We start from the raw sequence: 15,418 nt of genomic DNA on the forward strand, positions 1-15,418 counted from the left end.
GTGAAAAATATGATAACGATGAATCAAATTCATAAATCATTTGGTCAAAATGATGTCTTAAGAGGTGTTGATTTTGAAATCAATGATGCAGAAATACATGCGTTAATGGGTGAAAATGGTGCAGGTAAGAGCACGCTCATGAAAATATTAACAGGTGTATATAACGCTGATAGCGGTAATGTTTTAGAAAACGGTCAACCTATTCATTTTAAAAATACGATGGATGCTGAACAAAACGGTGTGTCATTTATACAGCAAGAATTAAATATTTGGCCAAATCTTACAGTGCTTGAAAATTTATTTTTAGGAAAAGAAGAAACAAAAGTTTTTGGCATTGTTGATAATAAAAAAATGAAACAACGTGCTTTGGCTATTTTCAAAAAATTAAATATTGATATCGATTTAAACCGCATGGCAGGTACTTTATCAGTCGGCATGCAACAGATGCTCGAAATCAGTAAAGCATTAATGGAAAAATCGAAAATCATTATCATGGATGAGCCTACTGCAGCTCTGACAAATAACGAAATAAATACGTTGTTTGAACAAATCAAAAATTTAAAAAAAGAAGGCGTTTCTTTTATATATATATCGCATAGAATGGAAGAAATTTTTGCAATCTCAGATCGTATTACAGTAATGAGGGATGGTCGTTCGATATTAACTAAAGAAACTCAAAATACGACGCATGCTGAGATAGTAAAATCTATGATTGGTAGAGATTTAGATAATCAATACCCTGTTAGACAATATCATCAAGGTGATGTTGTGCTTTCTGTTGAAAATTTGGATTCGGCTGAACATCATTTAAAACATATTCATTTTGATTTACATAAAGGTGAAATACTTGGTTTTAGTGGTTTGATGGGTGCCGGTCGTTCAGAAATTATGAGAGTACTTTTTGGCTTAGATAAAGGGAATAAATCGGTGAAACTTAACAATAAGCAATTACAAATTCAAAATCCTAACCAATCCATTTCACAAGGTCTGGCTTTTATCACTGAAAATAGAAAAGAAGAAGGTTTAGTTTTACAGGATTCAATTTTAGAAAACATTACATTACCTGCTTTGAAAAGTTTTTCAAGGTCTGGTTTTTTAACACAACATGCTATGGAACAATATTCAGAACAAATGGTTCAGCGTTTAAATATTAAAGGCAAAATAGGAGATACTTGTGGCAATTTATCAGGTGGTAATCAACAGAAAGTAGTTTTAGCTAAATGGATTGCGACTGCACCACACGTGTTAATACTAGATGAACCAACCCGAGGCATTGATGTAGGTGCTAAACGTGAGATATACCAATTGATGCATGAATTAACTGACCGAGGTATGTCTATTATTATGATTTCATCAGAACTACCAGAGATTATAGGTATGAGTGATAGAGTTGCGGTTGTACATGAAGGATCCATTGCAGGAACATTAGAGGGTTCAGCTATCACAGAAGAACGTATTATGACTTTAGCTACAGGAGGAAAATTAAATGAAACAGTCTAAATTATCATTTTCTTATTCGTATTTGGAAAAAATTATACCTTTTATTGGGTTAATACTATTAGTTGTTATTATTAGTATATTAAATAGTGCTTTTTTAGAACCTTCTAACTTATTTAATTTATTAAGACAAGTTTCTATTAATGGTTTGATTGCATTTGGCATGACTTTCGTAATATTGACTGGAGGCATTGATTTATCAGTAGGTTCAACGTTAGCGTTATCTAGTGCTTTTGTAGCGATTTTAATGGTTTCAGGTATGGATTCTATTGTAGCTTTATTCATGGGTTGTATATTTGGTGCGATTTTGGGAGCTGTGAACGGCTTACTCATCACGATAGGTAAAATGGCACCTTTCATTGCAACACTAGCTACAATGACTGTATTTAGGGGACTAACGCTTGTCATTACAGATGGAAATCCCATTACAAATTTAAATGGTAGTTATGCATTTCAATTATTTGGTAGGGGCTATTTTTTAGGTATTCCAGTACCAGCTGTCACAATGTTTATTACATTTATCATATTATATATTGTGCTACATAAAACCGTATTTGGTAGACAGACTTATGCTATGGGTGGTAATGAAAAAGCAGCATTTATTTCAGGAATTAAAGTTAATAAAATCAAAATAATGATTTATAGTTTAGCCGGCTTAATGTCAGCTATGGCAGGATCAATTTTAACTTCACGTTTAAATTCAGCACAACCAACAGCAGGGATGTCCTATGAATTGGATGCCATTGCAGCAGTTGTACTAGGAGGAACTTCTTTAACTGGTGGTAAAGGTCGTATTGTTGGAACATTAATTGGTGTGTTAATTATTGGTGTTTTGAACAATGGTTTGAATTTACTAGGTGTATCTTCATTTTACCAACAAGTGGTAAAAGGTGTCGTTATTATCATTGCAGTACTGATAGATAGAAAAAATAAATAATTGGAGGTGTTGATATTGAAAAAACTTTTTATAACTACAATAGCTATTTTATTATTTTTAACAGGTTGTTCTCTAGAATCACCTATAGAAAAAAATGATAATGGTAAAGTAGATAAGAAAAAATCTGATGTTGTTATTGGTGTGAGTATTTCTACCTTAAATAACCCTTTCTTTGTGAAAATTAAAGATGGCATTGAGAAAGAGGCAAGGAAACAAGGTGTCAAAGTTAAGTTTGCAGATGCCCAAGATGATGCAGCGAAACAAGCTAATGATATTGATGATTTAATACAACAAAAAGTGGATTACTTGATTGTAAATCCAACAGATTCTGATGCGATATCAGGTAGTATCCAAATCGCGAATGATGAGGCAATACCAGTTATTACATTAGACCGAGATGTAGCTAAAGGGGATGTTGCATCATTTATTGCTTCCGATAATATCAAAGGCGGTGAAATGGGTGGCGAACTCATTGTCGATGAATTAGGTGAAGATGCGAAAGTAGCGGAACTTGAGGGCGTTCCTGGTGCCAGTGCTACACGTGAACGTGGTAAAGGTTTCCATAACGTCGCAGATAAATCACTTGATGTAGTTTCCAAACAAAGCGCTAAGTTTAATAGAACAGAAGGTTTAAATGTAACACAAAATATTATTCAAGCTCATCCTGATATCAAAGCTATTTTTGCTCAAAATGATGAAATGGCTTTAGGGGCAGTAGAAGCGATAGGAAATAAGGATATTAAAGTCGTTGGTTTTGATGGTAATGAAGATGCGATAAAATCTGTTGAAAAGGGTAAGTTGTTTGCTACAGTTGCGCAACAACCTAATTTGATGGGAGAAGAAAGTATTAAAACAATAATGAATTTATATAATGGTAAAAAGGTTGAGAAAAAGAATAAAATACCTTTAGAAATGAAACGACAATAAGTTATTTTGAAGTTTGAGTAATAAATAAAAACCGGATGCAAAAGGCACCGGTTTTTTTATGTGCTTACTTATATTTTTGACGTTCTTGCTGTTCTTGAGCATATCGTTCAGGGTTTTTCTTATAAAAATTTTGATGTTCTGCTTCAGCTTCATAAAATGTAGAAGCGGGTAATATTTTTGTAGCAATAGCTTTTTCTTTATCTATACTTTGTTTTAATTGTTCTACATAATCTTCAGCTACCGCTTTTTGGTCTTCATTTGTATAAAAAATTGCTGTTTTATATTGTGACCCTCTATCTTGGAATTGTCCACCTTCATCAGTTGGATCTATTACAGAAAAGAATATTTCTAATAATTTATTGTAGGAAAATAGAGCGACATCATACTCTATTTCAACTGTTTCGTAATGCCCGGTGTCACCCGTTTTAACTTCTTCATACGACGGATTATCTGTATGACCTCCCATGTAACCAGAAGTCACTTTCTCAATACCTTCAAATGTGTCGAAAGGCTTGACCATACACCAAAAGCAACCTCCAGCGAAGTATGCCTTGTTTATATTCATGTTTAACATCCTTTCCATATTAGACCTTAGTACCATATATTAAGATATCACTTGATTTTTATTCAGTTTTTATATAACTTTAATATATGTTAATTATAGTACATAGCAGTGCAATTTTGAAGATATAAGGTTGATTACATATGAATGAACACAAACACAGTAGTAAAGAAAGTGCAAACACAGAAGAACAACCGACGATGCGTAGGACAAAAAAGAAGAAATTAAAAAAATTTCCGATTGTAATTTTAATCATTGTAATTATTTTAGCCATTATTGTTGGTTATTCTGTTCATGGTTATAAATCAGGTATTGAATACGCAAAAGATCATGGCAAAACGCTCAAGCAACATAAATTTAATGGTGCTAAAAAAAATGATGGAAAAATTACGATTATGGTCTTAGGTGCAGATAAAGAGCAAGGTGGTATTTCTAGAACCGACTCGATTATGATTGCACAATATGATTATATTCATAAAAAGATGAAGATGATGTCTGTAATGCGAGATATTTATGCAGATATACCAGGCAATGGGCAACATAAAATTAATTCAGCTTATTCTATCGGTGGACCTGAATTATTACGACAAACATTAAAGAAAAATTTAGGTATAGACCCTGAGTATTATGCAATACTTGATTTTACCGGTTTTGAAAAAATGATTGATGAATTGGAACCTAACGGTGTACCGATTGATGTTGAAAAAGATATGTCTAAAAATATAGGTGTATCGCTTAAAAAAGGTCATCATCGATTAAATGGTAAAGAATTATTAGGTTATGCTAGATTCAGACATGATGAAGAAGGCGATTTCGGGCGTGTAAGACGTCAGCAACAAGTCATGCAATCACTTAAACAAGAATTGGCTAGTTTAGACACGCTACCTAAATTACCTAGAGTTGCAGGTATTTTAAGAGGTTATTTAAATACGAATATGCCAGATTCTGCGCTCATCCAAACTGGTTTGAATTTTGGAATACGTGGTGATAAAAAAGTAGAGTCTATCACTTTACCTGTATCAAACACTTATCAAGATATTCAGTCACCAATGGATGGCAGCGCACTAGAAATCGATAAAGCCAAAAATAAAGAAGAAGTACAGAAATTTTTAAATGAATGATGATTAAAAGCATTCATTTAAACGTGAATGAAATATAAATCTCATACTTAAAAAGGCTAATCCGTTTTCAAAAGGATTAGCCTTTTTTTTATTTGAAAACTTGCGATTTTGACCGTGCATGCTTGCCTGGGGATATGGCTCGAGCCTGTAGTCTCTCGCTCATATCATTTCCCCGGGCGTCCGCACGATGCAAAATCGCTATAAGTGATGTGTTTTAATACAATAGAAAAAAGTTTCGTATTATTTAACTTATACAACTAATAGAAAGTCATATTTTTAATTAACCAAAAGATATAACTTAATATGAAAACACATGATGGATTGGTCCTATTCATATTTAAAATCTTACGATTTTGACTGTGCATGCTTGCCTGGGGATATGCCTCGAGCCTGTAGTTTCTCGCTCATATCATTTTCCCGGGCGTCCGCACGATGCAAAATCTCTATAAGTGATGTTGTTGAAAATAATTTTATATACCTATACGTATCATTCGTTTTTTTGGTCATATCATTGATAAATGAATAAACTTTTGAAAAGTAAAAAACATCAATCCCTAATATGTTTAGAATAGAAATTGATGCTTATGTTCTAGTTTTTTGATATGTAATTTATTGTTGATCTGATTTTCTAATTCCAGCGACACCATAATGAGAAGCTTTCATTTCTTCTATTACAACTTGTATAGCGTCTTTGTTAGCACCTGTTGTTTTCTCTACTGCATTAGTAACTTCTGTGACTAAATTTTTTAGTTGTTCATCAGAACGACCTTCTAATAGTTTTACATTTACTATTGGCATTTAAATTCCTCCTAAAGCTATTTTTATATATTATAGCATGAAAATTCACAAAATTATAAAAAATATAAATAAGAACATTTGTTCTCTTTTATATTGAAATAGAACGTATGTTCTTTTATAATGTAAGTGATTAAGGGAGGAATGTTATATGTATGAATTTTATGATTACAATCTGTTAGAGGAAAGAGATATATTGTGTATCGACCAAAAAAGTTTTTTTGCAAGTGTTTCTTGCATACAAAAAGGATTAGATCCAATGAAAGAAAAGTTAGCAGTTGTTGCGGATACTAAGAGACAGGGATCGGTTGTATTGGCTGCTACGGGGCCACTAAAAGCTATAGGTATTAAAACAGGGTCAAGATTATTCGAAATCCCTCATAGAAATGATATATATATTATCAATCCAAGCATGAGAAAATATTTGGAAGTTTCAGTAGCAATTTCTAAAATCGCTTTACGCTATGTTGCTCCAGAAGATTTACACCAATATAGTATTGATGAATTTTTTATGGATGTAACAAATAGTTATCACAGATTTAGTAGTACAATTCAATCTTTTTGTAAAAAATTGCAATATGAAATTCTAGAAGAGACAGGTATACATTGTTCGATAGGGATTGGATCAAATATGTTATTGAGTAAAGTTGCAATGGATGTAGAAGCAAAACATACTGATGATCTCATTGCTGAATGGAGATATCAAGATGTTTCGCACAAACTTTGGCCTATTTCACCATTGAGTAAATTTTGGGGGATTAGTAGAAAAACAGAAGCAAAAATGAATAAAAGAGGTATTTTTACTATAGGTGATTTAGCTCATTATCCATATCAATATTTAAAAAGGGATTTTGGTACTGTAGGTGTGGATTTACATTTGCATGCAAATGGTATTGATCAAAGTAGAATAAGAGACAAGTATAGTGTAGTTAATCCTTCAATTTGTAAGAGTCAAATATTGATGCGTGATTACCATTATGATGAAGCTAAAATAGTGATGCAGGAATTAATTGAGGACGTAGCGAGTCGTGTTAGAGCAAGAAATAAATTAGCTAAGACAATACACTTTTCATTTGGTTATAGTGACCAAGGAGGGGTGCAGAAACAATACACATTAGAAGATCCAACAAATTTAGATGGTACTATTTTTAAGGTGGTTGAATATTTAGCAGATAAATTATGTGATCCAACAATGTTGTACAGAACGGTGAGCATTTCACTCACGCAGTTTATAGATGAGCGAAATACACAATTGAATTTATTTATAGATGAATACGAAAGAAAAAGGAATGAAAAATTGGCCAAAACGATTGATGCGCTACATCAAAAATTTGGTAAAGGTATCGTATCTAAAGCAATCTCCTATACAGATGCAGGCACAAAACATGGGCGTTTAGGACTTATGGCAGGGCATAAAATGTAAAAATTAAAATGATAAACTGAACGTTTAATATAGTCATAAATCAATTTCATTAGCAATATATGGAACCGGGATAATTTTAAGTAAGTTTATACGGTGCAGCCCGTCTCTAAAGTAGCTGTTGAATTAAACTTAGTTAGCTTTTTAACAAATACAATTTAAATAACGTATCTATAACATAATAGATGATTTGTCTATGCTAGGTAAGTAAAAAATCTAACGTACATCTATTAAACGTATAAATATCATATTGGTATGGTAAGGAGGATATAATAGACTTTACATTACTACTATGAGTTATTTAAAAAAGTATGATGTCTAGATAGTAATAAAGCATAAATTGTATCTAGATGAGGTGTTGTTAATTTATACTTTCGAGCTTGTCGATATAGAAAACCTTGTATGCCATCGATTTCTAATGGTGTATTTGAAAGTACATCATAATACATGCTTGTTCCCATATCGTCTGGATAACCTTGATAAATTGTCATTATTTCTTCAATAACGTTATCAGAAAGATTGATACCAGAATGTTTAGCAATCATATAACCTTCATTTAATAACGATATGCATAATGATTTAATATGAGGTTGCTTGAGAATAGATGCAGGCTGTATTCCAAGCGCTGTAACTGTATTGATTGCTAAATTAACTAATAGTTTATACCAGATTTCCACTTCAATATTTTTATGTAACACAAGCGAAAGACCACTTGAAGCTAATATTTTTTTCAATGACACTGTGTTGTCATCTTGTTGTAAATGCAGTATTTCATCTCTAAAGTGAATCACATGTTGAGCGGTCTTTTGACCACTAATATAAGTTACAGCTTGATATATATTTGGAAAAGGAAGTTTTAAGTGTTGTCCATATCCATTTTGAGCTAGTATAACAATAGTAGTATCTTGTGATAAATGCTTGATTTGTTCATATAATCCCTCTAAGTGTGGAATTTTAACAGCGATGAATATAATATCTAATGGTTCAGTAATATCTGATGCTTTAACAACATTAAGTACTATATTTACGTTATTCGAAGCATCTTGATAGGTAATGTGCTCATTACGTTGACCAATTAAATAGACTTTATGTTCTGTTGTTAAAAGTTGAACTGTGATGCAGCTACCAACAGCACCAGGACCAATAACACCTATCTTTTTCATTTATAGTTGACCTCCGTTTATTTAGAAAATAAAATTATAATAGATATGTTTATGATAGTAATCAATAATGAAGTGTTAATCAACTAAAAATGTAAAATTATTTTTTTGAACAGGAGCATAAATCAAATGATAAAAACTATGATGAATGGAAAAATACACCGTGCACGTGTAACAGAAGCTAACCTTAATTATGTTGGTAGTATCACGATAGATCGTAATATTTTAGATGCAGTAGATATATTACCTAATGAGAAAGTTGCAATTGTTAATAATAACAATGGAGAAAGATTAGAAACCTATGTGATTGAAGGAGAACGTAATAGTGGAAAGATATGCCTGAATGGTGCAGCTGCTAGGCTTGTTCAAGTAAATGATATTATTATTATTATGTCTTATGTACAAGTTACTGCAGAAGAAGCATTAAATCACAATCCAAAAGTCGCGCTTATGAATGAAAAAAATGAAATTATAGAGATGATACAAGAAGAAGAAGGAAAATTGCTAAATTAGTTATGTAAAACAACATTTGAAATATAAACAGTCTCATCCAAACTATACCGAGATACGAGAATGAAACGATATGAGCCTAACGTAGCTTTCTAACAAAAGAAAACTGCGCTAGGCTCATATTTATATTTGATAATAAATTGAAAATGCTTTTAAATTTAGCGTTGTAAAAAACAACAACCATTACCACAGAAATGAGTGGTTGGCTTAAATATGTACTTTACGATTTATGCAAACAAAAAATAAATAAAACAATAACAATTAAGTAATTAACCTTTTTAAAAAGATAAAATCTATTCAATATAAGTATCAAAATCACTTAATGCTTCAGCGCCTTTTTTACGGTCTTCTGGATTTTTGAAGCTAATACGTAACGCACCATAAATATCTTCACGGACTTCTAATATTCTTAAGTTGCTTATAGAAATATTATGTAAACTAAGGATATGTGTTACTTGGCTAATCATACCCGGTTTATCCGGAATATCTACATAAAGATCATACTCTATAGATAGTGCACCTTGTGATTTAAGGGGGAGTTCATCTCTATATACTTTTGCATCATTATAAAAATTATATAACGCGTCCGGTTTGTTTTCTTCAACGAGCGTAATGACATCTTCCATTTGTGATTTCCATTCTTTTAATATATCAACAATAGTATTTTTATTTTCAATAGTAATATCACGCCACATAATTGGACTGCCACTTGCAATTCTTGTAATGTCTCTAAAACCTCCAGCAGCAAGTGTTTTAACTAATGAAGAGTGAGATGCGTGGTTTGCATTTAAATGAACGAGACTCGACGCAATGATATGAGGGACATGACTAACGATTCCTGTCACAAAATCATGTTCTTTTGGATTAGTAGCAATAAATTTTGCATTTGTTGTACTAAGTAATGAACGTATTTCATCAAAAGCTTTATCATTTGCAGGTTCGTCGTGAACCAAAACATAAAAAGCATTTTCAAATAAATGTTTCTTTGCATTGAGTACGCCAGATTTATGACTACCTGCCATCGGATGACCACCAATTAGGTGAATATTGTGATTTAAAAGGTATTGTTCATATTGCAAAATCGTTAATTTAGTACTGCCAGTATCGGTAACAATGACGTCAGACTTTGTTTGATAGTTTGGTAGTTCTTGTAAGTATTTGATTGTTTGTTGCACAGGTGTGGCATAAATAATAATATCTGCATTTTCCACACAGGCTTTATAATCAGTAGATTGATAATCAATAATTCCAATAGATAAAGCTTTTTCTAATTGGGAGCAATCTGCATCATATGCAGTGATTTCAATGTCATTATGATAATATCTTAAATTACTTGCCAGACTACCACCAATTAAGCCTAAACCTACGAAAAGTATTTGTTTCATTTTGCTGACCACCTCTATCAAAATTTTCAGAATAGTAACATTGTATAGTAGGAGTAGTTAATTCGCAATACATGTTTTATTTTCTATTTCATAAGCAGAACTCATTTATAAGGCCACTGGTTTAACAGTTTTTGATTCTAAACAATTTAGCTTACACAATTTCAATATAATTAAAACACTAAGTCACCAGATTACTTTAAATAAGTAGAAGAATTTAAATTAAAAATAAGAGTTGACAAAAATGAATGATGCTTGTATTATTCTAGTTAATTCATTTTGCAACGACAGTTGCCGTTTGAAAGGTAAAGTAACGTATGTGATTTGTAGCAAGTAGAAAGCTAATGGTAGATGGAAATTAGCACAACATATATTGTGAATTGGGCTTTTAAACGTAAGCATAATATAATAATTTTTAAAGTGAACAATGAAATTGTTAACTAAGGTGGCACCACGGTAACGCGTCCTTACAGCATGCGTTAGTGTGGTGTTTTTTATATAAAAAACAAAATGTAGTAAGTTGTGAATGGTAGCAAGCAGAAAGTTAGTGGTAGATGAAAACTAACACCTACACATACTGAAATTGGGTTTTGTTGGATTAAAATTGCATAATTAAATGAGTGAGTAGGTGAGATTGATATTATCTACTAATTTAGGTGGTACCGCGCATCAGCGTCCTTAATTAATATTTAAGGATGCTGATTTTTTTTATAAGGAGGAGTAAAAATGAAGGTGCAATATCAAAAGATAAATGCTGAAGTAACACCAGAAGCATTGGCAAGATTAAAAAAACAAAAAATAGTGTTGGAAAGTACAGAACAATCTAAAGTGAAAGGGCGTTATTCAATTGTAATATTTGATGTATATGGCTCAGTGACTTTAGATAATGAAAATATGGCCATTCAATACAATGACAAGCAAACAGAGATAGAAAACGAAGCACCATATGACAAACTGAAAGCTTTTATAGATCAATATAAAGTAGAAATAGAAGACGAAGATTTAGCACAATTACCATTTATCTCAGGCTTTGTTGGATCATGCAGTTTTGATTTGGTAAGACATGAATTTCCTGTATTAAAGCAAATCGGTTTAGCTGACCACAAACAACACGATGCTAAATTTCACATGGTAGAAGATGTATACGTATTTGACCATTACAAAGAGCATCTATACGTTATATCCACAAACTTGTTTTCCAATGAAAATGAAGAACAATTAGCATTACGTGTCAAACGTCATGTTGATGAGTTGCAAAATATAAATATATATCCTTCGCCTATAAAAAATGACATAAAAGACAAAGCAATTGAATCAAACATTACACCAGATCAATTTAAAAAAACTGTTAGTGAAATGAAATCATTGATACAACAAGGAGATATGTTTCAAGTTGTACCCTCAATTATATATAAGTATAAACATAATTTTGGAATGAATTTACAACAATTATCGTATCAGCTTTATCAGAATTTAAAGAGACAAAACCCAAGTCCTTACATGTATTATTTGAATTTTGATGAACCGATTATTGTAGGTAGTTCGCCTGAAAGTTTTGTCAAAGTGAAAGGGCAAACTGTAGTCACAAATCCTATAGCTGGAACAATTAAACGAGGCACGACTGACAAAGAAGATCTTGAAAATGAAAAACAACTAATCAACGATGAAAAAGAGATAAGCGAACATAGCATGCTTGTTGATTTAGGTAGAAATGATATTCATAGAGTGAGTGAAATTGCTAGTTCTAAAATTGAAAAGTTAATGTCAATTGAACGCTATGAACATGTTATGCATATCGTTAGTGAGGTAACAGGAAAACTGAAATCAAATTATTCGCCAATGACTGTAATTGCAAGTTTATTACCTACAGGTACCGTGTCAGGAGCACCTAAATTAAGAGCAATACAAAGAATTTATGAAGCCCAACCTCAAAAACGAGGTGTATACAGTGGAGGAATAGGATATATCAACTGTAATCATGACCTAGATTTTGCTTTAGCGATTCGTACAATGATGATTGATGATACATACATCAATGTAGAAGCAGGATGTGGTGTCGTTTATGATTCAATACCTGAAAAAGAATTAGAAGAAACAAAATTAAAAGCCAAAAGTTTATTGGAGGTATCACCATGATTTTAGTAGTGGATAATTACGATTCTTTTACGTATAACTTAGTCAATATTGTAGGAAAGACTTCTGATGTAATTATTAAGTATCCAGATGATCCTGAAATATTTGATTTAAAAATAGATGGCTTGATTATATCGCCAGGACCTGGACATCCATTAGATACTAGCTATTTAGTCAATATTATTGAACATTATAAACATAAACCTATATTAGGTGTATGTCTGGGCTCACAAGCGTTGACATGTTACCACGGTGGTGATGTTATCCAAGGTGAAAAAATATGTCACGGTAAAAAAGATACGATGCAGATTGTAAGAGAATCCAAACTATACCGAAATATTACAGAATATTCTGAAATAATGCGCTATCATTCATTAATTAGTGACCCAAAAACGTTACCCGATACATTAAAAGTAACTGCTCAAACAAAAGATAGTATTCAATCATTTGAGCATATTAATGACTTACATTTTGGCATACAATATCACCCCGAATCTTTTGCTACGGAATACGGTGAAGCAATCATAAGTAACTTTTTAAATATAGTAGAGGAGGTCAATTATGTTGAGTCTACAAAATCATATAAAACAGTATAAGCCACTTAATCAAACACAAATGAACGAATTTATAGAATTGTTAATCACAGATCAACTAGAAGATGATATAAAACGAGAACTGTTAGAAGCCTTTTCGGAAAGAGAACCTAGTCAAGCGGAATTAACATATATTTCAAAAAGCTTAATAGGGTCTATGTACCCTACACAACCAACTTTTCCTAATAGTATGTGTGTTTGTGGTACTGGCGGAGATAAATCTAATAGTTTTAATATTTCAACAACAGTTTCTTTTGTATTGGCAAGTGCAGGTGTACCAGTTATTAAACATGGTAATAGAAGCGTTACATCAGCATCAGGGAGTACCGATTTATTAAATGCAATGCGTATTCCGACACGAAGTGTTGAGGAAACATCAACACATTTAAAAAAACAAGGGCTTGTTTTTTTAAATGCGACTGAAACGTATCCAATTATGAAGCATATTCAACCGTTAAGAAAAGCCATTAGTAATCCAACTATTTTTAATGTTACTGGACCATTAATTAATCCATTCAAATTAGATTATCAAGTTATGGGTGTCTATGAACCGTCTCAATTAAATAAAATTGCGCAAACATTAGCAGATTTAGGTAGAAAAAGAGCAATCGTCTTACATGGTGCAAATGGTATGGACGAAGCTACATTATCTGGAAATAACACACTATATGAAGTGACGGAAGACAAACATATTAAATCTTATTCTATAAATGCAACAGATTTAGGGTTAGATTATGCACCAAATACGGATTTAAAAGGTGGCACACCTCAGGAAAATTTAGAAATTACAAAACAAATATTAAATGGTAAAGATCAAAGTGCTAAAAGAGATGTGGTGTTATTGAATGCAGGTATTGCCTTATATGTTGCTGAAAAAGCAGCCACTATTCAAGAAGGTGTTCATAAAGCAAAAATATTAATTGAAAATGGAGATGCACTCAAACAATATAACAAAATGGGAGGTAAAACGTATGACTATATTGGATGAAATAGTAGCATATAAAAAGGAATTATTGAAGGATGGCTATTATACAAAAAAATTATCAGACCTTGATGAGGTAGACATTACGCATAAACAAACGTTTGAGTCACAGTTAGCACAAGCTGATCAATTATCGGTTATCGCTGAGATTAAATCGAAAAGTCCGACATTATCTGAACTTCCAGGGAGAGATTTGAAACAACAAGTTAAGGCGTATGAAGCATATGGTGCTAACGCAGTTTCAATCTTAACAGATGAACATTATTTTGGAGGGAGTTACGAACGATTACAAACTTTGACACAAGTAACTGATTTACCAGTATTGTGTAAAGATTTTGTAGTTGATCCTATTCAAATTGATGTTGCTAAAAAGGCAGGTGCATCTATTATTTTACTTATTGTAAATGTATTGACTGATCAACAGTTAAAAGCCTTATATGATTATGCGATATCAAAAAATTTAGAAGTATTAGTAGAAGTTCATGATAAAGAAGAATTGGAACGTGCTTACAAGTTAGATCCCAAAATTATTGGTGTAAACAATAGAGATTTAAAACGATTTGTAACAGATGTTTTGCATACAAATGAAATATTAGAAAATAAAAAAGCAGGTTATTATTATATTTCTGAAAGTGGTATTCGCAACAAACAAGACGTTGCAAGTATTATAAATGCAGGTATTGATGGTTTACTTATCGGCGAATCATTAATGAAATGTGATGATTTAAGTCAGTTTTTACCAAGTCTAAAGTTAGATAAGGTGAAGGTATGAAATTGAAATTTTGTGGTTTTAAAACAATTGAAGATGTATATAAAGCAAAAGATTTAGATATTGATGCAATTGGTTTTATTCATTACCCCAAAAGTAAACGTTATGTGGATATCGATAAGATAGAAACATTTGCTAACATAATACCAGAAGATAAAGACAAAGTAGTAATTGTAGTAAATCCAGATTATCAAACGATCAGTAATCTCATAGATAATACAAATATAACTACCATCCAATTACACGGGTTGGAAAATTTGGAAATTATTCATTTTATACGTCAAAAAAAAGACAATATAAAGATTATTAAAGCATTGCCTGCAAAAAACACAAATACATTAGCGAAGCATATTCAATATTATAAAGGTTTTGTAGATCAATTTATTATTGATACACCATCAATTTCTTACGGTGGTACTGGCCAATCCTATGATTGGGAAATCTTAAAAGATATAAAAGATGTGGATTTTTTAATAGCTGGCGGTATGAATTATAAAAATATTCAAAGTGTAAGTAAACTTAATTTAAATCACAATGGTTATGATATTGCAAGTGGTATCGAAACAAATGGTGTAAAAGATAGCGAAAAAATGCAAGCAATCATAGAACTTGTAAAAGGAGTTAATTAAA

Annotated in this window: 15 protein-coding genes; 11 read left to right on the plus strand and 4 right to left on the minus strand. The window is 31.8% G+C overall.

Going from position 1 to position 15,418, the window contains the following annotated elements; genetic code table 11:
- The first annotated feature begins 9 nt into the window (after nucleotides 1-9).
- The 3 genes from KA873_RS05545 to KA873_RS05555 are packed head-to-tail and all read left to right on the plus strand — an operon-like array spanning nucleotide 10 to nucleotide 3,361.
- Nucleotides 10-1,500 carry a sugar ABC transporter ATP-binding protein gene (locus KA873_RS05545; RefSeq protein WP_107386068.1) on the plus strand — a complete coding sequence of 497 codons (1,491 nt, stop codon included), beginning with the start codon at nucleotides 10-12 and terminating at the stop codon, nucleotides 1,498-1,500.
- Nucleotides 1,487-2,434 (plus strand): ABC transporter permease subunit, encoded by a 948-nt coding sequence (locus KA873_RS05550; RefSeq protein ID WP_107386069.1) that lies wholly within the window; start codon nucleotides 1,487-1,489, stop codon nucleotides 2,432-2,434. The genes KA873_RS05545 and KA873_RS05550 overlap by 14 nt, the downstream gene beginning before the upstream one ends.
- A gap of 15 nt (nucleotides 2,435-2,449) precedes the next feature.
- Nucleotides 2,450-3,361 (plus strand): D-ribose ABC transporter substrate-binding protein, encoded by a 912-nt coding sequence (locus tag KA873_RS05555; protein WP_107505055.1) that lies wholly within the window; start codon nucleotides 2,450-2,452, stop codon nucleotides 3,359-3,361.
- Nucleotides 3,362-3,425: 64 nt separating this feature from the next.
- On the opposite strand, the gene msrA is transcribed toward KA873_RS05555, so the two are convergent.
- Nucleotides 3,426-3,926 (minus strand): peptide-methionine (S)-S-oxide reductase MsrA, encoded by a 501-nt coding sequence (msrA, locus tag KA873_RS05560; RefSeq protein WP_107505054.1) that lies wholly within the window; start codon nucleotides 3,924-3,926, stop codon nucleotides 3,426-3,428.
- 140 nt (nucleotides 3,927-4,066) lie between these two features.
- Between msrA and KA873_RS05565 the strand changes: the two genes are divergently transcribed.
- The gene (locus tag KA873_RS05565; protein ID WP_107384580.1) at nucleotides 4,067-5,044 is read left to right on the plus strand and encodes an LCP family protein; all 978 of its coding nucleotides are present in this window, start codon (nucleotides 4,067-4,069) and stop codon (nucleotides 5,042-5,044) included.
- 609 nt (nucleotides 5,045-5,653) lie between these two features.
- On the opposite strand, the gene KA873_RS05570 is transcribed toward KA873_RS05565, so the two are convergent.
- Nucleotides 5,654-5,842, minus strand: coding sequence for a 2-hydroxymuconate tautomerase (locus tag KA873_RS05570; RefSeq protein ID WP_107384581.1), 189 nt, complete (start codon nucleotides 5,840-5,842; stop codon nucleotides 5,654-5,656).
- Between the two features lie 148 nt (nucleotides 5,843-5,990).
- Between KA873_RS05570 and KA873_RS05575 the strand changes: the two genes are divergently transcribed.
- Nucleotides 5,991-7,262 carry a Y-family DNA polymerase gene (locus tag KA873_RS05575; RefSeq protein WP_107505053.1) on the plus strand — a complete coding sequence of 424 codons (1,272 nt, stop codon included), beginning with the start codon at nucleotides 5,991-5,993 and terminating at the stop codon, nucleotides 7,260-7,262.
- Nucleotides 7,263-7,549: 287 nt separating this feature from the next.
- On the opposite strand, the gene KA873_RS05580 is transcribed toward KA873_RS05575, so the two are convergent.
- Complete coding sequence (locus KA873_RS05580; protein WP_107505052.1) at nucleotides 7,550-8,422, minus strand: oxidoreductase; 873 nt, start codon at nucleotides 8,420-8,422, stop codon at nucleotides 7,550-7,552.
- Nucleotides 8,423-8,548: 126 nt separating this feature from the next.
- Here KA873_RS05580 and panD point away from each other — a divergent pair, with 126 nt between their 5' ends.
- Nucleotides 8,549-8,932 carry an aspartate 1-decarboxylase gene (gene panD / locus KA873_RS05585; RefSeq protein WP_107384584.1) on the plus strand — a complete coding sequence of 128 codons (384 nt, stop codon included), beginning with the start codon at nucleotides 8,549-8,551 and terminating at the stop codon, nucleotides 8,930-8,932.
- A 290-nt stretch (nucleotides 8,933-9,222) separates the two neighbouring features.
- Here panD and KA873_RS05590 read toward each other — a convergent pair whose 3' ends face one another.
- Nucleotides 9,223-10,314: a prephenate dehydrogenase gene (locus tag KA873_RS05590; RefSeq protein ID WP_107386072.1), complete on the minus strand. Its 1,092-nt coding sequence runs from the start codon at nucleotides 10,312-10,314 to the stop codon at nucleotides 9,223-9,225.
- A 723-nt stretch (nucleotides 10,315-11,037) separates the two neighbouring features.
- Between KA873_RS05590 and KA873_RS05595 the strand changes: the two genes are divergently transcribed.
- From KA873_RS05595 to KA873_RS05615, 5 genes are read left to right on the plus strand one after another with little or no spacing between them, the layout of a single operon-like run.
- Nucleotides 11,038-12,447 (plus strand): anthranilate synthase component I, encoded by a 1,410-nt coding sequence (locus KA873_RS05595; protein ID WP_107384586.1) that lies wholly within the window; start codon nucleotides 11,038-11,040, stop codon nucleotides 12,445-12,447.
- A complete protein-coding gene (locus KA873_RS05600; RefSeq protein ID WP_107384587.1) occupies nucleotides 12,444-13,040 on the plus strand; it encodes an anthranilate synthase component II in 597 nt (198 codons plus the stop codon). Before KA873_RS05595 ends, KA873_RS05600 begins: the two co-directional genes overlap by 4 nt.
- Nucleotides 13,006-14,025: an anthranilate phosphoribosyltransferase gene (gene trpD, locus KA873_RS05605; RefSeq protein WP_394859699.1), complete on the plus strand. Its 1,020-nt coding sequence runs from the start codon at nucleotides 13,006-13,008 to the stop codon at nucleotides 14,023-14,025. Before KA873_RS05600 ends, trpD begins: the two co-directional genes overlap by 35 nt.
- Entirely contained in the window at nucleotides 14,009-14,791 is a 783-nt protein-coding gene (trpC, locus tag KA873_RS05610; RefSeq protein WP_107384588.1) for an indole-3-glycerol phosphate synthase TrpC, read from the plus strand. The genes trpD and trpC overlap by 17 nt, the downstream gene beginning before the upstream one ends.
- Nucleotides 14,788-15,417 carry a phosphoribosylanthranilate isomerase gene (locus KA873_RS05615; RefSeq protein WP_107384589.1) on the plus strand — a complete coding sequence of 210 codons (630 nt, stop codon included), beginning with the start codon at nucleotides 14,788-14,790 and terminating at the stop codon, nucleotides 15,415-15,417. The genes trpC and KA873_RS05615 overlap by 4 nt, the downstream gene beginning before the upstream one ends.
- The last annotated feature ends 1 nt before the right edge of the window (nucleotide 15,418 follow it).

The sequence above is a fragment of the Staphylococcus sp. GDY8P45P genome (assembly GCF_017892745.1).
GTDB lineage: Bacteria > Bacillota > Bacilli > Staphylococcales > Staphylococcaceae > Staphylococcus > Staphylococcus cohnii.